The following is a 23,979-nucleotide window of genomic DNA, read 5'->3' as shown; positions in this document are numbered from 1 at the left end:
TACCGGGGCTAAACGTATCACCGAAGCTGTGGATTGACATCTATGATGTCAGTGGTAGGAGAGCGTTCTAAGGGCGTTGAAGCTAGACCGTAAGGACTGGTGGAGCGCTTAGAAGTGAGAATGCCGGTATGAGTAGCGAAAGATGAGTGAGAATCTCATCCACCGAATGCCTAAGGTTTCCTGAGGAAGGCTCGTCCACTCAGGGTTAGTCGGGACCTAAGCCGAGGCTGAAGAGCGTAGGCGATGGACAACAGGTTGATATTCCTGTACCACCTTATGAATCGTTTGAGCGATGGGGGGACGCAGGAGGATAGGGTAAGCGTGCTGTTGGATTAGCACGTCCAAGCAGTTAGGCTGGTAATGAGGCAAATCCCATTACCGTGAAGGCGGAGCTGTGACGGCGAGGGAAATATAGTACCGAAGTTCCTGATTCCACACTGCCAAGAAAAGCCTCTAGCGAGATTCAAGGTGCCCGTACCGCAAACCGACACAGGTAGGCGAGGAGAGAATCCTAAGGTGAGCGAGAGAACTCTCGTTAAGGAACTCGGCAAAATGACCCCGTAACTTCGGGAGAAGGGGTGCTCTTTTGGGTGCAAGCCCGAGAGAGCCGCAGTGAATAGGCCCAGGCGACTGTTTAGCAAAAACACAGGTCTCTGCGAAGCCGTAAGGCGAAGTATAGGGGCTGACACCTGCCCGGTGCTGGAAGGTTAAGAGGAGGGGTTAGCGTTCGCGCGAAGCTCTGAATTGAAGCCCCAGTAAACGGCGGCCGTAACTATAACGGTCCTAAGGTAGCGAAATTCCTTGTCGGGTAAGTTCCGACCCGCACGAAAGGTGTAACGATCTGGGCACTGTCTCAACGAGAGACTCGGTGAAATTATAGTACCTGTGAAGATGCAGGTTACCCGCGACAGGACGGAAAGACCCCGTGGAGCTTTACTGTAGCCTGATATTGAATTTTGGTACAGCTTGTACAGGATAGGTAGGAGCCTTGGAAGCCGGAGCGCCAGCTTCGGTGGAGGCATTGGTGGGATACTACCCTGGCTGTATTGACATTCTAACCCGCACCCCTTATCGGGGTGGGAGACAGTGTCAGGTGGGCAGTTTGACTGGGGCGGTCGCCTCCTAAAAAGTAACGGAGGCGCCCAAAGGTTCCCTCAGAATGGTTGGAAATCATTCGTAGAGTGTAAAGGCACAAGGGAGCTTGACTGCGAGACCTACAAGTCGAGCAGGGACGAAAGTCGGGCTTAGTGATCCGGTGGTTCCGCATGGAAGGGCCATCGCTCAACGGATAAAAGCTACCCCGGGGATAACAGGCTTATCTCCCCCAAGAGTCCACATCGACGGGGAGGTTTGGCACCTCGATGTCGGCTCATCGCATCCTGGGGCTGTAGTCGGTCCCAAGGGTTGGGCTGTTCGCCCATTAAAGCGGTACGCGAGCTGGGTTCAGAACGTCGTGAGACAGTTCGGTCCCTATCCGTCGTGGGCGTAGGAAATTTGAGAGGAGCTGTCCTTAGTACGAGAGGACCGGGATGGACGCACCGCTGGTGTACCAGTTGTCTTGCCAAAGGCATAGCTGGGTAGCTATGTGCGGAAGGGATAAGTGCTGAAAGCATCTAAGCATGAAGCCCCCCTCGAGATGAGATTTCCCATAGCGTAAGCTAGTAAGATCCCTGAAAGATGATCAGGTTGATAGGTTTGAGGTGGAAGCATGGTGACATGTGGAGCTGACAAATACTAATAGATCGAGGACTTAACTAAAATGAAAAGCGGAAAAAGACCGCTTAAATCGGTAGGGTGTTGGAGCGCACGAATAGCAGTCGTAAGACTGTGTGTGAGTGAGTGAAACAGCCGTACGATTTGGCTTTTGAAGCTGGACAAAAGATTACTTGGTTCTTGCTTTTCTTCTTATATGATTTAGTTTTGAGAGAACAACTCATAAAAACATAATAGTCTGGTGGCGATAGCGAGAAGGTCACACCCGTTCCCATACCGAACACGGAAGTTAAGCTTCTCAGCGCCGATGGTAGTTGGGGGCTCTCCCCCTGTGAGAGTAGGACGTCGCCAGGCATATTTTATATTACCGTCGCGGGGTGGAGCAGTCTGGTAGCTCGTCGGGCTCATAACCCGAAGGTCGCAGGTTCAAATCCTGTCCCCGCAATCAAACCAGAAAATCCTTAGGGTCAAACCTAAGGATTTTTTTTTAGAAAAAAAGGAAACAATGTTACATTTATTAGGAATGTTTCCTCACTATCTATATAATGAAGATAGGGAAAATAATCTTAGACAAACTAGGTGAGTTTTATGGATAAATTAATTTGGAAAACAAATAATGCGGATGAGACAATGGCTTTCGCTACAAGGCTTGCTGAGCTCTTAGATAAAGGAGATGTGCTGACACTCGAAGGAGACTTAGGTGCAGGGAAAACTACCTTTACAAAAGGGTTAGCCAAAGGGCTTGGTATCACAAGAACAGTTAACAGTCCGACCTTCACGATCATTAAGGAGTATGCGGGAAGACTACCTCTATACCATATGGATGTTTACCGAGTGGAGGATGCCTTTGAAGATCTTGGATTTGATGAATATTTTGAAGGAAATGGTGTTACTGTGGTAGAATGGGCTCACTTAATAGGGGAACAGCTTCCTGAAGAATATTTGAAAATAAGTATTCACTATAAAAATGAGACAGAAAGAGAAATTGTGCTAAACCCATTTGGGTCAAGATATGTGCACTTATGTAAGGAGTTAATGAAATGAAAATACTAGCCATTGATACATCCAATCTTGTATTGGGCATCGCAATTATTGATGAGGACAAAGTTATTGGAGAATATATTACAAACCTGAAAAAGAATCATTCTGTCAGAGCAATGCCGGCAATTGAAATGTTAATGAAGGAATGTGATGTAAGTCCAACTGATTTGACGAAAATCGTAGTAGCGAAAGGTCCTGGTTCTTATACAGGTGTTCGGATTGGAGTTACAATAGCAAAAACACTTGCTTGGACGTTGAACATTCCGCTTGTTGGGGTGTCTAGCTTGCAGGTTCTGGCAGCAAGTGCTGGCCGGTATTTCCCAGGTAGTGTAAGTCCACTGTTTGATGCAAGAAGAGGGCAAATATATACAGGCTTATTCAAGTTTACTAACGGCAATGTGGAGCAAGTGGAGAAAGATCAGCTTATTCTGGCAAAGGATTGGGTGAGCAGATTAAGTTCGGAGCAGGAAAAGGTCCTGTTTACTGGTAATGATCTGTCCATTCATAAGGATTTATTTGAAACAGAATTAAAAGAAATTGCTGTGTTTGCAGATTATGCAGACTTTAACCCAAGGCCGTCTGTCTTGGCTAGGCTAGGTCAAGCTATGGAGCCAGAGGAAGTTCATCCATTCACTCCGAATTATATTCGCCTTGTAGAAGCAGAAGCAAACTGGCTTAAGGCAAATAATAAAGAGTTAAAGGAAGAATAGATTATTATGGCAGATTATCTTTTTCGAGAAATGACCATTGGAGATATTGATAATGTTCATATAATTGAGACGCTTTCCTTTAGTACCCCTTGGAGCAAGGATGCTTTTTATAATGAGTTGACTCAGAATAAATTTGCTAAGTATATAGTCATTGAAAATGGACAGCAACTGGTAGGTTATATTGGGGCTTGGATTGTCATTGACGAGGTTCATATTACGAACATTGCCATTTTGCCTGATTTCAGAGGCCAAAAGCTTGGCGAACAGCTACTCGGAACAATGATGGAACAATCGAAAAGACTTGGAGCTAAGTCCATGACATTGGAAGTAAGGGTGTCAAACACGGTTGCCCAAAACCTCTATAAGAAGCTTGGGTTCCAAAATGGGGCAATCAGAAAGAATTATTATACCGATAATCAAGAAGATGCTTTAGTAATGTGGGTGAATATAAAATGAAAAAAGATATATTAATAATGGGAATGGAAACAAGCTGTGATGAGACGGCTGTATCTATCATCAAAAATGGAACGGAAATACTATCAAATGTTGTAGCTTCTCAAATTGAGAGCCATAAAAGATTCGGCGGTGTGGTCCCTGAGATTGCCTCGAGGCATCATGTTGAACAAATAACATTGGTTATGGAAGAAGCCTTAGAAACTGCAGATGTAACCTATAAAGATCTTGATGCTATCGCCGTTACAGAAGGTCCTGGACTTGTTGGTGCTTTGCTTGTTGGAGTTAATGCGGCAAAGGCAGTCAGCTTCGCACACGGTATACCTCTTGTGGGAGTCCATCATATAGCCGGACATATTTATGCAAACCAGCTTGTGGATAATTTAGAATTTCCACTATTGGCATTAGTCGTATCTGGTGGTCATACAGAACTTGTCTATATGAAGGAACATGGTCATTTTGAAGTAATTGGTGAGACAAGGGACGATGCAGCTGGAGAAGCATATGACAAGGTGGCAAGAACGTTAAAGCTTCCTTATCCAGGGGGACCGCATATAGACAGGCTGGCAGCTGAAGGAGAAGCATCTATAAAGCTGCCACGAGCATGGCTGGAAGGCAGCTATGATTTCAGCTTCAGCGGGTTAAAGTCGGCAGTTATCAACACTGTTCATAATGCTGAACAAAGAGGAGAAATCATCAAGCCAGAAGATTTGGCGGCAAGCTTCCAAGAAAGTGTAATTGACGTTTTGACGACAAAAACAATTCAAGCAGTTAAGGAATATAAAGTAAAGCAAGTTGTCCTTGCCGGCGGAGTTGCCGCAAACAAGGGTTTAAGAACTGCTTTAGAAGAGAAATTCTCAAGACTTAGAGATGTTAAATTAACAATTCCACCACTATCTTTATGCACAGATAATGCTGCAATGATAGGTGCTGCTGGAACAGTTTTCTATAAAAAAGGTCAAAGAGCTCTTTTAGATTTGAATGGAAACCCTGGTTTAGATATTACTATCCACAACTAGGTATAAATCCCTGTTTATAAACAGGGATTTATTTTTCATTTTAATTTTGTGTGTCCACATACCTGTGGATAATGTGGGTAAAAACAGAGTAAATTGTGGATAGTGTGAATAATCCTGTGGAAAGCTAATATAATAGCTATTTTTATGTGGATAAAAATGTGGAAAAAAGTACTGGGCAGATTACTGCCCAGTACTTTTTACTTATCTGACAATTCAGTCCACTCATCCATAAGTCTGTCTATTTCACTTTTGAATTCTTCTAATTCTTTATTTAGTTCAAAAACCTTTTCATGATCTTGGAAAATGTCAGGCTCGCATAGTTTTTCTTCATGCTCAGCTACATTTTCCTCTAAGCTTTCGATTGTTTTCTCAATTTCTTCAATTCGGCGCATACGCTGTCGTTCTGCCTTTTTAGCTTCTTTGTCCTGTTGGTAGGACGTCTTTTCTGAGGCTTCAACGGCAAGGGCTGAACTTAACGCATTAGTTTCTAGTGCAAGCAATTCTTCCTGTTCTAATTTCTTTTCAACATAATAGTCATAGTCTCCAAGAAATTCAGTAGAACCCTCTGGTTGAAGCTCTACCACTTTTGTTGCAATTCGATTAATGAAGTAACGGTCATGGGATACAAATAATAATGTGCCAGGATAATCAATCAGAGCATTTTCCAGCACTTCTTTGCTGTCCAAATCAAGATGGTTTGTCGGCTCATCCAAAATGAGAACATTTGGCTTCTCCATCATAAGCTTTGCAAGAGCAAGCCGCGCTTTTTCTCCGCCGCTTAATGAATTGACGATCTTCAAAACATCATCGCCAGAGAAAAGGAAATTGCCTAATACTGTTCTGATTTCTTTTTCAGGTCTTAGGGGAAACTCGTCCCATAATTCATTTAACACCCTTTTATTAGAGTGAAGCTCTGCTTGTTCTTGATCATAATAGCCTACCATTACATTTGTTCCCCAAGCAGTAGTGCCAGCATGCTTTTCAATTTTTGAAATAATGGTCTTTAATAATGTTGATTTGCCGACACCGTTAGGTCCAACTAATGCAACACTATCCCCTCTGTTCAACTGGAAGGTAATGTTTCGCGAAACAGTATTGTCATCATAACCAATAGCAAGGTCTTGGATTTTTAAAACATCATTGCCTGTTTGCTTCTCGATTTGAAAGCCAAATGATGCGGACTTTTCGTCTCCATCTGGACGCTCCAGGCGATCCATACGGTCAAGTGTTTTTCGTCTGCTTTGTGCTCTTTTAGTAGTGGAGGCTCTTGCCAGGTTTTTTTGAATGAATGTCTCAAGCTTTGCGATTTCTTCCTGTTGTTTTTCATAAACCTTCATGTCCCGTTCATAGTTCTCCGCTTTTTGCTCCAAATAAGAGCTGTAATTTCCAAGGAACTTCTGAATGTTGGTCCGAGAAAGTTCATATATTTGGGTTACAACTTTATCTAAGAAATAACGGTCATGGGAAACGATAAGGACTGCACCATCATATCCTTGTAAATATTGTTCAAGCCATGAAAGTGTTTCTATATCAAGATGGTTTGTCGGCTCGTCCAGAATTAAGATTTCTGGTGTTGTGAGTAATAGCTTTGCAAGAGCAAGCCTTGTTTTTTGGCCACCGCTTAATGTGGATATCTTTGTACTGTAATCAATGGAAGCGAAATTCAAGCCGTGAAGAACAGAGCGAATATCTGCTTCATACTGATAGCCACCATTTTCCTTAAAGTTATATTGGAGTACATCATACTCCTTGAGAATCTTTTCAAACCTATCAGGCTGGCTGCTAACGGCAGGGTCTGCCATCTGCTGCTCGAGCTTTCTAAGTTCTGCTTCTTGCTGCTGAAGGCCTTTAAAAACCGTGAGCATCTCGTCCCAAATGGACAAGTTTGATTCAAGGCCGGTATTTTGAGCTAAATAGCCAATCTCAACATTTTTTGGCTTGATGATTTCTCCGGAATCATAGGAAAGCTGGCCAGCAATCATTTTCAGTAAGGTAGATTTTCCAGCACCATTTCTTCCTACTAATGCAATTCTGTCTCTTGTCTGCACTTCTAATTTTATATTGGATAAGATTATTTCAGCTCCGAAGTATTTGGAAAGCTGATTTACTTGTAAAAGTATCATTACGGAATTCACCTCAGAATGTATGTACATCAAGTGTAACTTAAATACGTGGGAAACCGCAATAAAGGCAATCGCATGCTGCGAAAATTCTTTAATGATACACTTTATCAGGAAAATAGTGTATGATTTGCTTAGAGGTGTTAAAAATGAAGAGTTTTACACACTTTAATGATGAGGGTAGAGCAAAAATGGTTGATATAAGTGAAAAAAGCGAAACAGCTCGTAATGCAGTAGCTCACTCAAGCATTATTGTAAATAAACATATATATGAAAGCATTAACAATAATACGATAAAAAAGGGAGATGTTTTGGCTGTAGCGCAAGTAGCAGGCATTATGGCAGCAAAAAAAACATCTGACTTAATTCCAATGTGTCATCCCATTTCCTTAAAGGGAGTCGATATTTCTTTCCGTTGGGAAGAAGAACAAGATGCATACCGTCTAGTCATTGAGGTTTCGGCAAAAACGGTTGGAAGTACTGGGGTAGAGATGGAAGCATTGACTGCAGCATCTGTCACAGCATTAACAGTTTACGATATGTGCAAAGCAATTGATAAAGGAATGATCATTGGCGAAACCTATTTGCTTGAGAAATCAGGCGGGGTTAATGGTCCATACAAAAGGAATAGCTAAACAGCAGGAAAGATAAGATGTAATATTAAGGTAGGGGATCACAATGAGCAATGAGATAATGAAGATACCGCAAGCGACTGCGAAACGGTTGCCTTTATATTATCGCTTCTTAAAAAATTTGCATTCATCAGGGAAACAAAGAGTTTCGTCTGCAGAACTGAGTGAAGCAGTGAAGGTAGATTCAGCTACCATCAGAAGGGACTTCTCGTATTTCGGGGCGTTAGGAAAAAAAGGGTATGGATATAATGTAAATTACCTACTTTCCTTCTTCCGAAAAACTCTAGATCAAGACGAACTAACGAAGGTTGCCCTGATTGGTGTCGGAAATTTAGGGGTTGCCTTTTTAAATTATAATTTCTTGAAAAACAATAATACGAAAATTGAAGTGGCGTTTGATATTGCAGAGGATAAGGTTGGACAGCCTATTGGAGATGTATCGATTCATCATATGGACGACTTGGAAAAGGTTATCCTTGAGCATGATATTCAGGTTGCTATCTTAACTGTACCAGCTGCAGTTGCACAAACCATAACTGATCGACTTGTTGATAGCTCCATCAAAGGTATTTTGAACTTTACACCGGCCCGATTGTCGGTTCCTGCGAGTGTGCGCATACATCATATTGATTTAGCGGTTGAGCTGCAATCTCTTGTTTATTTCCTTAAGCATTATCCAACACCAGAGGAAGCAGAAGAGGAATGAGCCATAAAAAAGGCAATGATAAGTGCTAGCATTTATCATTGCCTTTTTTTATATTTATACAAGGTTTATCTCTCCTGCTTTTTGCGAGCAGCCCTCTTAATGAAATAATGGAAGGAAATAAGCCGAATTCCAGTTCCTATATCAAATGTTGCCAGTATGACAAGAATATAAGAGAAGAATCCCCAGCCTCCATGATCACGGACTGATTGAACAGCAAAATAGGTAAATAAAGCACCGAGTATTAAATATAGTATTCCAGAGAGTAATGCTGACTTTCTCATAAAAATCCTCCAATAAATTGTGAAATATTCTCCATATTCCTTTGCCATTCCTCAATGGCATCCAGATTATACTGGATGATAACGACTAATGAGTTCATTGCTACATGAGCAGTAATTGGAACCCATATTCTTTTCGTCCTAACATAAAGGAAGGCGAAGGTGAAGCCCATGCTGGCATACAGCAGAATATGCACAAATTCCATATGTGCGGCCGCAAAGACAAGGGAACTAATCAGCGCAGATAGAAAGAAGCCTAATCGATTATAGAGTACCCCGAAAATAATCTTTCGAAAGATTATTTCTTCCAGGATCGGACCGGCAACGGCAATTACAATTATCACAAGCGGGCTGTACTCAACAAAGCCCATAAGCTGCTGTGTATTTTCTGATTCTTGTTCGATACCTAAAGCCATTTCAATGGAGCCGGCAATACTTTGAGCAATCAAGGCAAGAAATACACCTGCCACTGCCCAGCCAATGCTTGCAGGGATGCTTGCGGCATTGTGGCGAAGGGGATTTTTCATTTCATGGCGAAGCAGGATAAGAATAACTAGCAATGTCACAACAAAGCTGAAAATCAGCCAAATAACTACGGAGGCCATCCCAAGATTTGCAGTATCATACCCCAACAGCTTTCCGATAAACATAACAATGGGAACGCCAATTAATGTCGATAATTGCATAGCAATATACGATATTACAATAATCCAATATTCTTTTTTCAAGATATCTTACTCCTTTTCGATTATTCTACTATATAGAATAAGCATATAAAGATAAGAGCTTATGTATTCTTCCCATTAAACATAATGGCAAATTGCTTTATGCAGATAATGATTAGAATAAGTAATCCATACACTATTTATTCTACTAATAACTGCTTGCTTACTCAAATAGAACACATCAAAAAGAGGAGAATTTATGAATAAAGTCGAAGAAAGAGTGTATACTTCTTAAAGGCGTGTAAACTAAGAGGTTTAAATTTTTTGTAAAATCTAAGTGTTGTCTCTTGCAAATTATAAAAAGATTAATTAATATAATAATTGTGTTAGCACTCAAGAGTGATGAGTGCTAATAGTGATGAATTTACATAAAATTTGAGGAGGTTGTTTCACTTGTTAAAGCCATTAGGAGATCGAATTGTTATTGAGCTTGTTGAAACAGAAGAAAAAACTGCAAGTGGCATCGTATTGCCTGATTCTGCTAAGGAAAAACCACAAGAAGGTAAAGTAGTAGCAGTTGGAAACGGCCGTGTTCTTGACAATGGAGAACGTGCTGCAATTGATGTTTCTGTTGATGATGTAATTATCTTCTCAAAATATTCTGGAACAGAAGTTAAATATGAAGGGAAAGAATATTTAATCCTTCGCGAAAGCGACATTCTTGCAATCGTACAATAATAGAAAAATTAATATATACGTAATTTAAAATACTTGAGGAGGTTTTTGTAAATGGCTAAAGATATTAAATTTAGTGAAGAAGCTCGCCGCTCTATGCTTCGTGGTGTAGATGCACTTGCTGATGCAGTTAAAGTAACACTTGGACCTAAAGGACGCAATGTTGTGCTTGAAAAGAAATATGGTTCACCACTTATCACAAACGATGGTGTTACAATCGCAAAAGAAATCGAATTAGAAGATGCTTTTGAAAACATGGGTGCAAAACTTGTAGCTGAAGTTGCAAGCAAAACAAATGATGTTGCAGGGGACGGAACAACAACTGCTACAGTATTAGCACAAGCGATGATCCGTGAAGGTCTTAAAAACGTAACTGCTGGTGCAAACCCAATGGGTATCCGCAAAGGGATGGACAAAGCGATTGCAACAGCTATCGAAGAGTTGAAGGCTATCTCAAAACCAATCGAAGGCAAAGCTTCTATTGCACAAGTAGCTGCTATCTCTGCTGCTGATGAGGAAGTTGGTCAATTGATTGCAGAAGCAATGGAACGAGTTGGTAACGACGGTGTTATCACAATTGAAGAATCTAAAGGCTTCACAACTGAATTAGATGTTGTAGAAGGTATGCAATTCGACCGCGGATATGTATCTCCTTACATGGTAACTGATTCAGACAAAATGGAAGCTGTTCTTGACAACCCATACATCTTAATCACTGATAAGAAGATTACTAACATTCAAGAAATCCTGCCAGTGCTTGAGCAAGTTGTTCAACAAGGCAAACCATTATTGATCGTAGCAGAAGATGTAGAAGGTGAAGCAAATGCTACTTTAGTAGTGAACAAACTGCGCGGAACTTTCACAGCTGTTGCTGTTAAAGCACCAGGCTTCGGTGATCGCCGTAAAGCAATGCTAGAAGATATTGCTGTATTGACTGGCGGAGAAGTTATTACAGAAGATCTTGGCTTAGACCTTAAATCTGCTACAATCGAATCATTAGGCCGCGCTGCAAAAGTTGTTGTTACAAAAGAAAACACAACAATTGTTGAAGGTGCTGGAGATTCAGCAAGCATCGCATCACGCATCAACCAAATCCGCGCTCAATTAGAAGAAACTACTTCTGAGTTCGACCGTGAGAAATTACAAGAGCGTCTTGCTAAGCTTGCAGGCGGAGTTGCTGTCGTTAAAGTCGGCGCTGCGACTGAAACTGAATTAAAAGAGCGTAAATTACGTATTGAAGATGCATTGAACTCAACTCGCGCTGCAGTGGAAGAAGGTATTGTAGCTGGTGGTGGTACTGCACTTCTTAACGTATACAACAAAGTTGCGTCTATCGAAGCAGAAGGTGACGAAGCTACTGGTATCAACATCGTTCTTCGTGCAATCGAAGAGCCAGTTCGCCAAATCGCTCACAACGCAGGTCTTGAAGGATCAGTTATCGTTGAGCGCCTTAAACACGAAGCGGTTGGAACAGGCTTCAACGCTGCTAACGGCCAATGGGTTAATATGATCGAAACAGGTATCGTTGATCCAACTAAAGTTACTCGTTCTGCACTTCAAAACGCAGGAAGCGTTGCTGCTATGTTCTTAACAACAGAGGCTGTTGTAGCAGATAAACCTGAACCAGCAGGTGCTGGTGCTGGAATGCCTGATATGGGCGGCATGGGTGGAATGGGCGGCATGATGTAAGGCTAATTGCCAACCATCTGAAATACAGCTACAACTATTTTCACCCTATAAAAACAAATATTCTAAACTAACCTCACTTTCTTTTTAAAGGAAGTGGGGTTTTTGTATTTAAATCCCTATATATTCCACATGTCTACTTTTTTTAATTACATAAATGAGGTTGCTTGCTTCAAGTACTATAATATAATGGGATAATTATACGCTACTTGGTTGAAAGCGCTTTTTAAGTGCTTCTCAGTAAAGTTCTTTAAATATAGCAGTAGGCATTAATTCAATAACATAGGCAAATCTTAAGGTTTAGTAGTACTCTCTTTTTTTACATACCGATAATGATAATCATACATGGAGGAATTTATGAAAAAGGGCAAACTTAGTTTACAAGCTATCATTATTATATTTGTATGCATTGTGGTTGCGTTATCACTTGGGATAACTGACTTGCTTATAAGTAAAAGTATTACTTCTAGTGTAGAAGAGACACAGAGGGATAAGGCGCTGAATGTCGCAAGGACAATGGCTGTTTCACCTTTAGTGATAAGGGCTCTTGAAGGAAAAGAGAATCAGGCAGATGTTCAAGCTTTTGCTAATCAAATAAATGAAAAAACGAATGTGAACTTTGTTGTTGTTATGAATATGTCTGGTATTCGACTGTCACACCCTGAGCCTAGTAAGGTGGGGAGGCACTTCTTGGGGGGAGATGAAGGTCCTGTTCTTAAGGGCGATGAGTATGTTTCCATTTCAAAGGGAACGCTCGGAAAATCTATGAGGGCGTTTACCCCAATCAAAGATTCAGAGGGCAAACAAATTGGAGCGGTTGCTGTTGGGATTTCTTTGAAAAGTGTAACAGAAGCTGTCGATAAAGGCAGGATGGGGATTGTGTTAGGAACGTTAATTGGACTTCTCATTGGAATAATTGGTGCCGTTATACTGGCAAGGTATATCAAAAAGACTCTGTTAGGACTTGAGCCATCTATTATTGCAAAGCTCCTTGAAGAGCGCAGTTCTATGCTTCAGTCTGTGCGTGAGGGAATTATCGCGATTGATCAGGAAGGTAAAATTACGCTTGTTAACAAGGCAGCAAGTAAGCTTTTTAAAAGGGCTGGTCTTGAAGAAGAGCCAATGGGAAGGGATATTGAGGATTATTTACCGGAAACCCGGTTAACCCGCATTATTAAATCGGGTGAAATAGAGATCGATCAAGAACAGAACCTGCAGGGTGTGACGATATTAGTCAATCGGGTGCCTGTCGTTGTGGGGAATCAAGCGGTCGGAGCTATTGCTACCTTCCGGGATAAAACCGAGGTCCAGCATTTGGCTGAACAGCTGACAGGTGTGCGGAATTATGCAGATGCTCTTCGGGCTCAAGCACATGAATTTATGAATAAGCTGCATGTTATTCTTGGTCTTGTCAGGACTGAACAATACGATACGCTTGCTGATTATGTTAATGAAACAGTAAATCACAGAGAAACAGAAATGAGCTTTGTGACGAAGAAGGTCCAAGATCCTGTGCTTGCCGGATTTCTGATTGGTAAGCTAAGTTTTGCGAGAGAAGCAGGAGTTTCGTTTTCCTTTGATTGTGCCAATATGCTCCCTAAGCCCGCTAATTCAGAAATTACTCATGAGCTGATAACGATTATTGGGAATCTCTTGGATAACGCAATAGAGGCAATTACGAACAGTATCAACAAAAAAGTCCATCTTAAACTGGATTATGCAGATGATATTTTAACAGTCGAGGTTAAAGACACAGGGATTGGTATGACAACTTCCCTTCAAAACAGAATACTGGATAAAGGCTTTTCCACTAAAGGTAATAACCGTGGTTATGGTTTACACCTTTTATCACAGGCAATTGAAAGACTGGAAGGGGAACTGATTATCTCGTCCAAGCCTGGAAAGGGAACGAGTTTTGCTGTTTATGTATCTTATCAAGAGGAGGATGAAAAAAATTGATTAATGTTATGATCGTAGAAGATGACCCGATGGTAGCACAAATAAATAAACGCTACCTTACCAAAATTGAAGGGTTCCGGTTGGCTGCAACAGCTACCTCAGTTGATGAAGCTATACAATTACTTGATACGGAAGAAATTCAGCTTATTCTTTTGGATATTTTTATGCCAGGAAAACTTGGAATAGAGCTGTTAGCACATCTTCGGAAAAACGAGCTTGAAATTGATGTTATTATAATTTCTGCTGCATCAGATCTTGAACGCATTAAGAAGGCGTTAAGATATGGAATTATCGACTACTTAATCAAGCCTTTTGAATTCGACAGGTTTAACACAGCACTTACTGCCTATCTGGAGCAAACTCGATTGATTGATAAACAAGATTCGGTAAGTCAACAGGAGCTGGATAGCTTGCTTTTGCACAGAGATGAACATGTTATAGCAGAGGAGCTGCCAAAGGGATTAGCGAAGGATACATTAAAGCAAGTATGGGATGCTGTTCAGAAATTAAAGGGAGAACCTTTTTCGACAGATGACATTGTTAATATTGTCGGTATCTCAAGAGTTTCTGCCAGAAAGTATCTTAATTTTCTTAAGGACATCGGCATCCTTGAAGTTAAGGTTATCTATGGAGCGGTCGGCAGGCCTGTTTATCAGCATGAATATAATCACTTTAAAGAGCACTTAATAAAAAATTTTTTGTAAGCAGTTAGGCAAGCTGCTTACTTTTTTTATTTACAAAAAGAATTATTAAACTTTATTAATCTATGAAAACGGTTTATAGGGGAATATGATGGACACGTAGCAAAGGGGTAATATTGCAATCGCTTTCTGCGGCTTGCAAGGAATTTGGATTTTTCACAAATTAAACAACGACAAGGGGGATTAAATATGCAAATTCCAATTAAGAAAACGCTCGATAAAATTCCAGGTGGGATGATGGTAGTTCCACTTTTTTTAGGGGTATTAACAAACACATTTTTTCCGCAATTTTTAGAGATCGGACATTTTACAACGGCATTATTCAGTAAAGAGGCATCATCCACTATTTTAGCTTGTTTTATGTTTTTAATTGGCTCACAAATTAACTTTAAACTAGCACCGAAGGCTATTAAAAAGGGTGCAATATTATTATCTGGGAAATTTATCGTAGGTGCGGGGTTAGGTATCCTAATTGCTATGATTTTTGGTCCTGCTGGCATACTAGGAATATCACCACTCGCTATTCTTGCAGCATTATTAAATGCTAATGGAGGATTGTATGCATCGCTTGCTTCATCCTATGGTGACGAAACAGATGTTGGGGCATACGCATTGTTTTCGCTAAAAGATGGTCCGTTTTTCACATTAGTAGCATTAGGTGCCTCTGGTCTTGCTTCGATTCCATTTCAAGCACTTGTCGGGGTATTAATTCCAATACTAATTGGGATGATTTTAGGGAATATTGACCCTGATATGAGGAAGTTTCTTGGAAGCAGTAAATTATTATTAATCCCATTTTTCTCCTTCCCATTGGGTGCAGGAATGAACTTAAACACAATTATCGAAGCGGGAGGTCCTGGTTTACTACTTGGATTAATAGCTTCATTTACAGGAATTGGCGCTTTCTTGCTTTTGAAATTATTTAAGGAAAATCCTATCGTTGGTTTAGCAACCGGTTCAACTGCGGGCAATGCTGTAGCGACACCAGCAGTGGTTGCGGCGGCAGACCCAACTCTTTCTGCAATAGCACCAGCTGCAACTGCACAAGTTGCGGCAGCGTGTGTAGTCTCTGCAATAATCTGTCCGATTATTGTCAGCTATGTGTATAAAAGGTCCGAAAAGAAAAAGGCTAAAAGGGCTATTGTAAGTGCAGCATAAAAAAGTACTTGTATGAATGATAAATATAGTCAAGATTTGTAACTAAATTTATTTCAGAAAGAAGGATTTTCTAAAATGAGCGTGCCCGATAATGTAATCATAACAACATTAAAAGGAAAAGAAGTTCTATCTAATCCTTTTATAAATAAGGGAACAGCATTTACTAGAGAGGAAAGGGAGGAGCTTGGGCTCGACGGTTTGTTGCCGCCCCATGTGCTTACCCTTGATGAACAGGCAAACAGAGCCTATGAGCAATATTCAATGAGGACTACAAATCTTTTCAAAAACGGGTTGCTTTATGATTTATATAACCGAAATGTCGTCCTTTTTTATCGCCTGTTAAAAGATCACTTAGCAGAAATGCTTCCAATCATCTATACACCTACTGTAGGGGAAGCGATTCAGACTTACTCTCACAGCTATCACCGTCCAGGTGGTTTATATCTTTCGATTGACCACCCTGAAGGCATTGAAAAAGGCTTCGCTAATCTAGGGGCAGTCAAAAATGATATTGATCTAATTGTTGTCACAGATTCCGAAAGTATTCTTGGCATTGGCGATCAAGGGGTAGGCGGTATAAATATTGCGATTGGTAAACTGGCTGTTTATACGGCAGCAGCTGGGATTGATCCAAGCCGTGTGTTGCCTATTGTGTTGGATGTCGGCACAAACAATCAGTCTTTAATTGATGATCCTATCTATATTGGTAACAAATTCGCCCGTGTTCGTGGCGAGCGTTATGATAAATTTATTGATTTATTCGTTCACACTGCCAGAAAGTTTTTCCCAGAGGTGCTGATACATTGGGAGGATCTTGGTAATGTGAATGCGCGCAATATTTTAGAAAAATACGGAGATAAAATTCTTACTTTTAACGATGATATTCAAGGGACAGGTGCCGTTACGCTTGCGGCTATTATGTCTTCATTAAAAACAACAGGAACATCTTTGAAGGATCAGCGAATTGTAGTGTTTGGACCTGGAGCAGCAGGAATCGGCAATGCAGATCAAATGGTAGATGCCATGGTTCTTGATGGTTTGTCTGAAGCAGAGGCTTATGATCGTTTCTGGGCATTTGACTATCGAGGATTACTGACAGATGAAACACCTGATGTCTTGAAATTCCAAATGCCTTATGTAAGAAAAGGAGAGGAAGTCAAGGACTGGGAAAGGAATGGTGATGGCCTTATTCCATTATTGGAAGTAGTGAAAAGAGTTAAGCCAACCATTCTTATCGGTACTTCAGGACAAGCGGGCGCCTTCACTGAGGAGATAATAAAGGAAATGGCCAAACATGTGGAGCATCCAATCATCATGCCTATGTCAAACCCAACTCATCTTGCGGAGGCAATACCAGAGAACTTAATTCACTGGACAGAGGGCAAGGCGCTTATTGCAACAGGAAGCCCGTTTGACAATGTCGAATATAACGGTGTTTCCTATGAAATAGGACAGTCTAATAATGCATTTGTATTCCCAGGTCTTGGTCTTGGGGCAATCGTTGCCAAAGCTGAAGTAATCTCAAAAGGCATGTTCGCAGCAGCAGCAAACGCTGTTGCAGAGATGTGTGAAACTTCAGAGCAAGGTTCTTCCTTGCTGCCACCAATTGAGAAATTACATGATGTATCCATCTATGTGGCCGTTCAAGTAGCAAAGGCTGCACAGGAGGAAGGGATTGCGCGAGCGGACATTACGGATGTACCACAAGCTGTAGTGGATGCAGTTTGGCAGCCTGAGTATAAGGAAATTAAAAGTGTCGGTATTTGGACGCGGGTTTAAAGATGTTAACAAGGTCTAACTTTTCAATAAATAGTTAATTTAGTTGTTAGAGCTTCTCATAATCTTGTGAGAAGCTCTTTTTTGGTGATTGTAGTATGTACATCGTCCATTGTATTCCGTAATTGCCATTCTCCGCCCCTTGCCATTAAGGTATAATAATGGCATGTAGTAATACGGAAAAAGAAAGTAAACAAGGAGGGGTGTACTTGCAAAGCAAAAACAAAACGGTTGTGAAGTCGATGGATATTCTGAATCTTTTTCTTCATCATTCAAAGCTGAGCTTTAATGAAATTGTGCAGTTTTCAGGGATTCCAAAGACATCTGTGCACCGAATGGTATTGTCACTTGAGGAAATGGGACTACTGGATAAGGATGAGGATGATAGCAAGTATTCGCTTGGTCTTGTGTTTTTACAGTTTGGTCATTTGGTAGCAGAACGGCTTGATATTAGACAGGTGGCTTTGCCTGTAATGCACCGGCTTCATCAGGAGGTTGGCGAGGCTGTCAATTTGATAGTTCGGGATGGAAATGAGGCTATCTATATTGAAAAGCTCGATACGAAACAGCCTGTAAGGCTTTATACGGCAATAGGGAGAAGGACACCTCTTTATGCGGGAGCTTGTTCGCGGGTTATTCTCGCATTTCTGCCTTACATGGAGCGGGAACGATATATCGATGAAACAGAATTGCAGCAAATAGCATCTGGGACAATTGTTGATAAAGGAAAGCTACGGCAAACGATAGCAGATTCTCGCGAGAATGGTTACTCTGTCAGCTATTCAGAGCTCGAAGATTATACGGCGGCGCTTGCTGCTCCGGTCTTTAACTTTAAAGGGGAAATTATTGCCGGTATCAGCATTGCTGGCCTTGATGTTAATTATCGAGAGGACAAGCTTGAATCACTTGCTGAAAAGGTTAAGGCGGCAGCACTTGAGGTATCGCAAAAATTAGGATTCATAAACTAGAAGAAAGGACATGGAGGAATATTTCCATGTCCTTTTTGGTATGTCTTAAGAGCGGAAAGCTTTAATCTCAATTCCTGACAGTTCAAGCGTTTCTTTAATTTGCTGAGCGAAAGCAAGTGCTGCAGCTCCATCGCCATGGATGCAGACAGTGTCCGCTTTGACAGGTACGTCAACATGCTGCCTTGAAAGTACCTGTCCTTCCTTTATCATGCGAACTACTTGTTCAACTGCTTGTTTTTTGTCATGTATAAGAGCGTCCGGCTCTGTTCTTGGTGTTAATGTGCCGTCAGCTTCATAAGTGCGATCTGAAAAAACCTCATTTGCTGTTTGTAAGCCGATTTTTTCTCCGGCACGAATTAACTCGCTGCCCGCAAGCCCAAATAAAATCAACTCAGAATCAACTTTGTAGACAGCTTCTGCAATTGCGATTGCAAGTTTGCTGTCCTTAGCAGCCATATTGTATAAGGCACCATGAGGTTTGACATGCTGCATTTTGGTTCCTTCTGCTTTGACAAAGCCAGCTAATGCACCAATTTGGTAAATGACCATATCATGTGCTTCCTGTGGCGTAATTTTCATATTTCTGCGCCCAAAGCCTGCTAAATCAGGAAGACCTGGATGTGCCCCGATTTGAACATTGTTTTTTAATGCCAGCTTAACGGTTTTCTGCATTACGGACGGGTCACCTGCATGGAAGCCACAGGCAATATTTGCGGACGTAACGAAGCGCAGAATATCTTCATCCATTCCTAGCGTATATGCTCCAAAACTTTCTCCTAAGTCACAATTCAAATCAACTTTATACAAGAAATTCCCTCCTAACTATTAGTATTCCGAATAAAGGAACTGTTGTTTCAAATATCGTAGCATAAAACAGTATTTATGCATATCGTATAAATTTTTAAAAATTATAATTATTAATTTTATTATGAGTCAACGACTATTCGGTAGATAACATTAGTTTAAAATAATAAATTTTATTGTATTTTTATTCTTACTAGTATAATATAACAGATAAATCTAATAATTCAGAACTGACATTCCGAATATCGGAACTGTCGAAGAAGAATAAAAAAGTTGATACATAGAAGGGAGTTAATATAGATGATAAAGCTAATCGGAATTCTTGTTGTTGCACTTGGTTTTGCATTTCGCTTTAATACTTTGCTTGTTGTAACGGTGGCAGGCATCACAACTGGTCTTGTGGCTGGTTATTCTTTTAATGAAATCATCACGTTATTCGGACAGTTTTTTATTGATAACCGTTATATGTCCCTACCGATAATCCTTACATTGCCGGTAATCGGAATTTTAGAGCGCTACGGGTTAAAGGAGCGGGCTGAATCTTTAATCAAAAAGGCGAAAAATGCAACAACAGGACGTGTGCTGTTGACGTATTTATTCATCAGGGAAGGATCTGCAGCAATTGGTCTTAACATTGGAGGACATGCCCAAACAGTTCGTCCTCTTGTTGCGCCAATGGCTGAGGGAGCAGCTGCTGCACGATACGGAGAGCTGCCGGAGAAAACAAAAAATGATATTAAGGCACATTCTGCTGCTGCTGAAAACACAGGCTGGTTTTTCGGAGAGGATATCTTTATCGCGACAGGCGCAATCTTGCTTATGAAGGGCTTCTTTGATTCAGTTGGCATTCATGTTGGAGTCTGGGATATGGCGCTTTGGGGAATTCCTACTGCAATAACTGCTTTAATTGTCAGCTGGTTCCGTTTTAACCGTCTCGATAAAAGAATTGCTAGAGAAGCTGGTGCAAGTTCAAATAACGTACCAACAACGAATGATAAGGAAGAGGGGGCTCTGTAATGCACTTAATTACACTTGATACGCTTTATTACTTATTAGGCATTATAGTAGCCTTTGTTGCTATTCGTGTTGCGGTTGATAAAAATCATCCGACGCGTGTTGGCTCTTCAATTTTCTGGGGTATATTTGCGATAACCTTCTTGTTTGGCAAGCAGATTCCGCCGCTTTACGTTGGTTATCTTGTTTTGATTATGGTGCTAGTTGCTTCTATTGGAAAAGTAACAAAGTCCAAGGAAGAGGAACCAGATCCTGTTGAAAGGGATGGTCATGCGGAGAGGCTGAAAAATAAAATTTTCATTCCTGCTATCCTGATTCCGTTGTTAACGATTATTGGCACACTTACACTTGGGAAAATTAAATTTGGTTCTGTCCAGCTTGTAAATCCTGAGAATGTTACATTGATTGCTCTTGGTCTTGCTACGATTATTGCTTTTGTAGCAGCACAGCGTATTACGAGGGCGAAGGCAACCGTTCCTATAAATGAAGGCAGCCGTCTTTTGCAAGCCGTTGGCTGGGCTGTTATCTTGCCGCAGATGCTTGCGGCACTTGGAGGCATCTTCTCTAAGGCTGGAGTCGGTGATGTCGTATCAGGTATTGTAGGGGATCTTTTGCCAACAAATTATGCCTTTGTTGCAGTAGCAGCCTATTGCATTGGGATGCTGTTGTTCACAATGATCATGGGTAATGCCTTTGCTGCGTTTGCTGTTATAACGGGAGGAATTGGTCTGCCGCTTATTGTTCAACTGCATGGAGGGAATCCTGCAATTATGGCAGCACTCGGCATGTTTGCCGGTTATTGTGGAACGTTAATGACACCGATGGCAGCGAACTTTAATATCGTTCCAACAATGCTTTTGAACTTAAAGGATAAAAACGCAGTAATAAAGGCACAAATCCCAATTGCTATTCCTGTATTTATTGTTAATATGCTGTTAATGTATTTTCTAGTGTATCACTTTTAATTTTATACTTGCTAAAATGGGGAGGTAGTATACTGTGCAGAAGATTTTACTGACAGGTTTTGATCCGTTTGGAGGAGAAGAGACAAATCCGGCGCTGGAATCTGTGAAGAAGCTCGATGGGGTACATGTTGGTGACTATGTGATCGTATCAAAGGAACTTCCAACAGTGTTTGATGACTCAATTGCAAGATTAACAGAATACGTAAAGGAACTTGAACCGGCGCTTATCATTTGTGTGGGCCAAGCCGGCGGTCGTCCCGATGTAACAATTGAGCGAATTGCTATCAATGTTAATGACGCAAGGATTGCTGATAATAAAGGCCAGCAGCCAATCGACACAGCTATTGTTGAGGATGGTCCGGCAGCTTACTGGTCAACCCTGCCTATTAAGGCGATTGTTAAAGCAATGCGAGATAATGGCGTGCCTGCTTCTGTTTCGCAAACTGCCGGCACCTTTGTATGTAACCATATTTTCTATGGTTTGATGCACTTGCTTGAACAAGCAGGAAACAAGATTAGGGGAGGATTTATTCATATCCCATTTCTACCAAGTCAGGCAGCAGTACATCCTAACCAGCCGAGCATGGCGCTTGAAACAATTGTTAAAGGTCTGCAAACAGCCGTTGAAACAGCGATTGCCAATGAGAAAGACATAAAGGAAGTAGGCGGCCAGACACATTAAGCTATTCTAACTTTATGTGTAATGATTAATAGGGTGGCATGAGTGGTTAATGCTCATGTCATTTTCTTTTAGATATAAGTTTTTTTAGGGAATTTCTGATAAGTATAATTGTATATATAACACGAACTGATTTTCAAAAATGAACAATAGCTGGTAGGGGGATTAGATGGGGCAAAATATCATTGGTAGTTTTAGAAATATAAACATAAAGCCGCTTGGAGATTCAGCGATAATTGTCCAATTTGGTACGGACATCAGTCCAGAGGTGCATATAAAGGTAAAAGCATTCTCAAATCATCTTGATAAATACCCTTTTGGCGGTTTTGTTGAGTATGTCCCCGCCTTTACAAGTGTAACTGTCTTTTATCACCCATTAACTGTTTACCAAATGTACAAAGGTGAGAAAAGTAAAGAAAAGCTGTCACCATATAAAATCGTCCATTCTATCGTTGAGAAAAAGCTAGAAAAATTACAAGCACCACAAGCGAGTGAACAAAGGGTAGTTGAAATCCCAGTATGCTATGACGTGGAGCTTGGTCCTGACTTGGAAGCGGTGGCAGATTACCATTCTCTGTCCCCGGCGGAGGTTATCGAAATCCATTCAAAAGCAGAATATCTCGTTTTTATGATTGGATTTGCCCCTGGCTTTCCATATTTGGGAGGAATGTCAGAACAGATTGCAACACCTCGTCACACATCACCAAGATTATCCATACCAGCAGGATCTGTTGGCATTGCCGGCATGCAAACAGGGGTATATCCAATTTCGACTCCAGGAGGCTGGCAAATTATTGGACGTACGCCTGTAGATCTCTTTTATCCAGATAGAAATCCTCCAAGTCTTCTCCAATCAGGTGATATTGTCAGATTCAAGCCGATTTCTATAGAAGAATATAACGGGTATAAGGAGACGTTAGTATGAGTTTACGAGTGGAGCGCCCAGGATTACTTACAAGTCTTCAAGATTTGGGCAGATATGGCTATCAAAAATATGGTGTTATTGTCGGTGGGGCAATGGATTCTATTTCTCTGCGGATTGCAAATCTGCTTGTTGGCAATCAGGAAAAAGAAGCGGTCTTAGAGATGACATTAGTGGGAGCCTCTTTCATTGCAGAACAGGACTTGCTTATCGCTGTTACGGGTGGAGATATGCTAGTAGTTATTGATGAAAAGACTGTGCCATTATGGCGCCCTGTATTTATGAAGAAAGGGAGCCAGCTTCGCTTCCAATCTTCGCAAACAGGCTGCAGAACTTATTTGGCTGTTGCTGGCGGTTTTGCTGTGGACGAAGTTATGGAGAGTAAAAGCACCTATTTACGGGGGGAACTAGGCGGTTATAAAGGTCGAAGATTACAAACAGGAGATATAATAAACTGTGGCATATTTGTAAGCACTCCAATTTCCGAACAGCTTAGGAATTCTTTATCTGGTTCGTTTTCTGCAACCAAGTGGCATGTTAATCCAGAATCGTTTATTAATTTGCAGGAAAAGGTAATTCGCGTTCTTAAAGGCGGAGAATTCGAGCTTTTTACGAAGGAGAGCCAAGAGCATTTTTTTAAGGGTGAATATCAGATCACTCCTAATTCTGACAGAATGGGTTTTCGTCTTCAGGGAGCACCTCTTGAGATGAAAGAGCCATTGGAGCTTATTTCTGAACCTGTAACAAATGGCACCATTCAGGTTCCGAAAGATGGAAACCCAATTGTTTTGCTTGCGGATAGGCAAACGACAGGAGGCTATCCAAAATTTGCTCAAGTAGCAACAGTTGATCTTCCTCTGCTTGCCCAGAAGAAGCCTGGAGAGAAAATCCGCTTTAAAGAAATTTCATTAGAAGAGGCAGAACAGCTATATATAAGACAAGAACAGCACCTGGAAAAACTGAAGGCCGGTCTTCAGCTAAAAACACTGAAAATGACGAGCAGTGCAATAAAGCTATAAAATTACTAAAAATATAAAAAAGGAGCATCAATTCTATGTGGGTAATAACGGTCTACTCTCAGGAAAACGAAACAGCACTTTTTGAGTTTAATACGGAAAAAGAAGCACGAGAGGCTTGGAAGCAAATAGTTGGATGTAAAATTCTAACAGAGGTCATTTACTTTAATGATGATGGTTTTTCTTTAGTAACTGCTTGAGAGGAAGCAAAAAAAAACAATTTCGCTTGAAAGCTAGATGAAAGTTCCTGTTCCAAGTC

General features: G+C 41.0%; 23 protein-coding genes, 1 tRNA gene and 2 rRNA genes (1 of these 26 only partly in view). 22 read left to right on the top strand and 4 right to left on the bottom strand.

All coding sequences use genetic code 11. From position 1 onward, the window contains the following. The 7 genes from CEQ21_RS11445 to tsaD all read left to right on the top strand — a co-directional run. Positions 1-1,758: ribosomal RNA gene (locus CEQ21_RS11445) — 23S ribosomal RNA — on the top strand (it extends 1,177 nt beyond the left edge of the window). 192 nt (positions 1,759-1,950) lie between these two features. Continuing rightward, a 5S ribosomal RNA gene (gene rrf / locus CEQ21_RS11440) occupies positions 1,951-2,067 on the top strand. 17 nt (positions 2,068-2,084) lie between these two features. Beyond that, positions 2,085-2,158 (top strand) — tRNA-Met (locus tag CEQ21_RS11435). Between the two features lie 143 nt (positions 2,159-2,301). Beyond that, positions 2,302-2,757 carry a tRNA (adenosine(37)-N6)-threonylcarbamoyltransferase complex ATPase subunit type 1 TsaE gene (tsaE, locus tag CEQ21_RS11430; protein WP_185764707.1) on the top strand — a complete coding sequence of 152 codons (456 nt, stop codon included), beginning with the start codon at positions 2,302-2,304 and terminating at the stop codon, positions 2,755-2,757. Then, positions 2,754-3,464, top strand: coding sequence for a tRNA (adenosine(37)-N6)-threonylcarbamoyltransferase complex dimerization subunit type 1 TsaB (gene tsaB, locus CEQ21_RS11425; protein WP_185764706.1), 711 nt, complete (start codon positions 2,754-2,756; stop codon positions 3,462-3,464). The genes tsaE and tsaB overlap by 4 nt, the downstream gene beginning before the upstream one ends. A gap of 6 nt (positions 3,465-3,470) precedes the next feature. Continuing rightward, complete coding sequence (rimI, locus tag CEQ21_RS11420) at positions 3,471-3,920, top strand: ribosomal protein S18-alanine N-acetyltransferase (protein ID WP_185764705.1); 450 nt, start codon at positions 3,471-3,473, stop codon at positions 3,918-3,920. Then, a complete protein-coding gene (gene tsaD, locus CEQ21_RS11415; protein ID WP_185764704.1) occupies positions 3,917-4,936 on the top strand; it encodes a tRNA (adenosine(37)-N6)-threonylcarbamoyltransferase complex transferase subunit TsaD in 1,020 nt (339 codons plus the stop codon). The genes rimI and tsaD overlap by 4 nt, the downstream gene beginning before the upstream one ends. A gap of 197 nt (positions 4,937-5,133) precedes the next feature. Here the strand turns inward: tsaD and CEQ21_RS11410 are convergent, their stop codons facing one another. Then, positions 5,134-7,059, bottom strand: coding sequence for an ABC-F family ATP-binding cassette domain-containing protein (locus CEQ21_RS11410; protein WP_185764703.1), 1,926 nt, complete (start codon positions 7,057-7,059; stop codon positions 5,134-5,136). Positions 7,060-7,205: 146 nt separating this feature from the next. Between CEQ21_RS11410 and moaC the strand changes: the two genes are divergently transcribed. Continuing rightward, positions 7,206-7,691: a cyclic pyranopterin monophosphate synthase MoaC gene (gene moaC, locus CEQ21_RS11405; RefSeq protein ID WP_185764702.1), complete on the top strand. Its 486-nt coding sequence runs from the start codon at positions 7,206-7,208 to the stop codon at positions 7,689-7,691. Between the two features lie 43 nt (positions 7,692-7,734). Continuing rightward, the gene (locus CEQ21_RS11400; protein ID WP_185764701.1) at positions 7,735-8,394 is read left to right on the top strand and encodes a redox-sensing transcriptional repressor Rex; all 660 of its coding nucleotides are present in this window, start codon (positions 7,735-7,737) and stop codon (positions 8,392-8,394) included. A 65-nt stretch (positions 8,395-8,459) separates the two neighbouring features. On the opposite strand, the gene CEQ21_RS11395 is transcribed toward CEQ21_RS11400, so the two are convergent. Continuing rightward, positions 8,460-8,675, bottom strand: a complete 216-nt coding sequence (locus CEQ21_RS11395) for a YdiK family protein (protein WP_127742664.1) — start codon at positions 8,673-8,675, stop codon at positions 8,460-8,462. Beyond that, on the bottom strand, positions 8,672-9,400 hold the full coding sequence (locus CEQ21_RS11390; protein WP_185764700.1) for a CPBP family intramembrane glutamic endopeptidase: 729 nt from the start codon (positions 9,398-9,400) through the stop codon (positions 8,672-8,674). Before CEQ21_RS11390 ends, CEQ21_RS11395 begins: the two co-directional genes overlap by 4 nt. A gap of 390 nt (positions 9,401-9,790) precedes the next feature. On the opposite strand from CEQ21_RS11390, the gene groES reads away from it, so the two are divergent. The 7 genes from groES (at position 9,791) to CEQ21_RS11355 (ending at position 18,320) form a co-directional block, all read left to right on the top strand. Beyond that, entirely contained in the window at positions 9,791-10,075 is a 285-nt protein-coding gene (groES, locus tag CEQ21_RS11385; protein ID WP_185764699.1) for a co-chaperone GroES, read from the top strand. Positions 10,076-10,126: 51 nt separating this feature from the next. Further along, entirely contained in the window at positions 10,127-11,761 is a 1,635-nt protein-coding gene (groL, locus tag CEQ21_RS11380; protein ID WP_144458412.1) for a chaperonin GroEL, read from the top strand. 354 nt (positions 11,762-12,115) lie between these two features. Then, on the top strand, positions 12,116-13,717 hold the full coding sequence (gene dcuS, locus CEQ21_RS11375) for a DcuS/MalK family sensor histidine kinase (protein WP_185764698.1): 1,602 nt from the start codon (positions 12,116-12,118) through the stop codon (positions 13,715-13,717). Beyond that, positions 13,714-14,421 carry a response regulator gene (locus CEQ21_RS11370; protein WP_185764697.1) on the top strand — a complete coding sequence of 236 codons (708 nt, stop codon included), beginning with the start codon at positions 13,714-13,716 and terminating at the stop codon, positions 14,419-14,421. The genes dcuS and CEQ21_RS11370 overlap by 4 nt, the downstream gene beginning before the upstream one ends. A gap of 186 nt (positions 14,422-14,607) precedes the next feature. After that, positions 14,608-15,576, top strand: coding sequence for a 2-keto-3-deoxygluconate permease (locus CEQ21_RS11365; protein ID WP_185764696.1), 969 nt, complete (start codon positions 14,608-14,610; stop codon positions 15,574-15,576). A 75-nt stretch (positions 15,577-15,651) separates the two neighbouring features. Next, the gene (locus CEQ21_RS11360) at positions 15,652-17,355 is read left to right on the top strand and encodes an NAD-dependent malic enzyme (RefSeq protein WP_185764695.1); all 1,704 of its coding nucleotides are present in this window, start codon (positions 15,652-15,654) and stop codon (positions 17,353-17,355) included. Positions 17,356-17,561: 206 nt separating this feature from the next. After that, positions 17,562-18,320, top strand: a complete 759-nt coding sequence (locus CEQ21_RS11355; RefSeq protein WP_185764694.1) for an IclR family transcriptional regulator — start codon at positions 17,562-17,564, stop codon at positions 18,318-18,320. Between the two features lie 45 nt (positions 18,321-18,365). On the opposite strand, the gene CEQ21_RS11350 is transcribed toward CEQ21_RS11355, so the two are convergent. Then, the gene (locus CEQ21_RS11350) at positions 18,366-19,127 is read right to left on the bottom strand and encodes a LamB/YcsF family protein (RefSeq protein WP_185764693.1); all 762 of its coding nucleotides are present in this window, start codon (positions 19,125-19,127) and stop codon (positions 18,366-18,368) included. A gap of 297 nt (positions 19,128-19,424) precedes the next feature. On the opposite strand from CEQ21_RS11350, the gene CEQ21_RS11345 reads away from it, so the two are divergent. The 6 genes from CEQ21_RS11345 to CEQ21_RS11320 all read left to right on the top strand — a co-directional run bounded on the left by CEQ21_RS11345 (position 19,425) and on the right by CEQ21_RS11320 (position 23,920). Beyond that, a complete protein-coding gene (locus tag CEQ21_RS11345) occupies positions 19,425-20,141 on the top strand; it encodes a DUF969 domain-containing protein (RefSeq protein ID WP_185764692.1) in 717 nt (238 codons plus the stop codon). Then, positions 20,141-21,103, top strand: a complete 963-nt coding sequence (locus CEQ21_RS11340; protein WP_185764691.1) for a DUF979 domain-containing protein — start codon at positions 20,141-20,143, stop codon at positions 21,101-21,103. Before CEQ21_RS11345 ends, CEQ21_RS11340 begins: the two co-directional genes overlap by 1 nt. Positions 21,104-21,137: 34 nt before the next feature. After that, positions 21,138-21,785, top strand: a complete 648-nt coding sequence (pcp, locus tag CEQ21_RS11335; RefSeq protein ID WP_185764690.1) for a pyroglutamyl-peptidase I — start codon at positions 21,138-21,140, stop codon at positions 21,783-21,785. A gap of 166 nt (positions 21,786-21,951) precedes the next feature. Further along, positions 21,952-22,707, top strand: coding sequence for a 5-oxoprolinase subunit PxpB (gene pxpB / locus CEQ21_RS11330; RefSeq protein WP_185764689.1), 756 nt, complete (start codon positions 21,952-21,954; stop codon positions 22,705-22,707). Further along, positions 22,704-23,723 carry a 5-oxoprolinase subunit C family protein gene (locus tag CEQ21_RS11325; protein ID WP_185764688.1) on the top strand — a complete coding sequence of 340 codons (1,020 nt, stop codon included), beginning with the start codon at positions 22,704-22,706 and terminating at the stop codon, positions 23,721-23,723. The genes pxpB and CEQ21_RS11325 overlap by 4 nt, the downstream gene beginning before the upstream one ends. Before the next feature lie 35 nt (positions 23,724-23,758). Continuing rightward, positions 23,759-23,920, top strand: a complete 162-nt coding sequence (locus CEQ21_RS11320; protein ID WP_185764687.1) for a hypothetical protein — start codon at positions 23,759-23,761, stop codon at positions 23,918-23,920. Positions 23,921-23,979: the final 59 nt, after the last annotated feature.

This window comes from Niallia circulans, assembly GCF_007273535.1.
Classification (GTDB): Bacteria; Bacillota; Bacilli; order Bacillales; family Cytobacillaceae; genus Niallia; species Niallia circulans_B.
This window is presented reverse-complemented; position numbering and strand designations above follow the sequence as displayed.

Bases quoted from the DNA above. Each gene is read 5' to 3' on its own strand.
- tsaE (WP_185764707.1), top strand. From the start codon at position 2,302: ATGGATAAATTAATTTGGAAAACAAATAATGCGGATGAGACAATGGCT.
- tsaB (WP_185764706.1), top strand. From the start codon at position 2,754: ATGAAAATACTAGCCATTGATACATCCAATCTTGTATTGGGCATCGCA.
- rimI (WP_185764705.1), top strand. From the start codon at position 3,471: ATGGCAGATTATCTTTTTCGAGAAATGACCATTGGAGATATTGATAAT.
- tsaD (WP_185764704.1), top strand. From the start codon at position 3,917: ATGAAAAAAGATATATTAATAATGGGAATGGAAACAAGCTGTGATGAG.
- CEQ21_RS11410 (WP_185764703.1), bottom strand. From the start codon at position 7,059: ATGATACTTTTACAAGTAAATCAGCTTTCCAAATACTTCGGAGCTGAA.
- moaC (WP_185764702.1), top strand. From the start codon at position 7,206: ATGAAGAGTTTTACACACTTTAATGATGAGGGTAGAGCAAAAATGGTT.
- CEQ21_RS11400 (WP_185764701.1), top strand. From the start codon at position 7,735: ATGAGCAATGAGATAATGAAGATACCGCAAGCGACTGCGAAACGGTTG.
- CEQ21_RS11395 (WP_127742664.1), bottom strand. From the start codon at position 8,675: ATGAGAAAGTCAGCATTACTCTCTGGAATACTATATTTAATACTCGGT.
- groL (WP_144458412.1), top strand. From the start codon at position 10,127: ATGGCTAAAGATATTAAATTTAGTGAAGAAGCTCGCCGCTCTATGCTT.
- dcuS (WP_185764698.1), top strand. From the start codon at position 12,116: ATGAAAAAGGGCAAACTTAGTTTACAAGCTATCATTATTATATTTGTA.
- CEQ21_RS11365 (WP_185764696.1), top strand. From the start codon at position 14,608: ATGCAAATTCCAATTAAGAAAACGCTCGATAAAATTCCAGGTGGGATG.
- CEQ21_RS11360 (WP_185764695.1), top strand. From the start codon at position 15,652: ATGAGCGTGCCCGATAATGTAATCATAACAACATTAAAAGGAAAAGAA.
- CEQ21_RS11345 (WP_185764692.1), top strand. From the start codon at position 19,425: ATGATAAAGCTAATCGGAATTCTTGTTGTTGCACTTGGTTTTGCATTT.
- CEQ21_RS11340 (WP_185764691.1), top strand. From the start codon at position 20,141: ATGCACTTAATTACACTTGATACGCTTTATTACTTATTAGGCATTATA.
- pxpB (WP_185764689.1), top strand. From the start codon at position 21,952: ATGGGGCAAAATATCATTGGTAGTTTTAGAAATATAAACATAAAGCCG.
- CEQ21_RS11325 (WP_185764688.1), top strand. From the start codon at position 22,704: ATGAGTTTACGAGTGGAGCGCCCAGGATTACTTACAAGTCTTCAAGAT.
- CEQ21_RS11320 (WP_185764687.1), top strand. From the start codon at position 23,759: ATGTGGGTAATAACGGTCTACTCTCAGGAAAACGAAACAGCACTTTTT.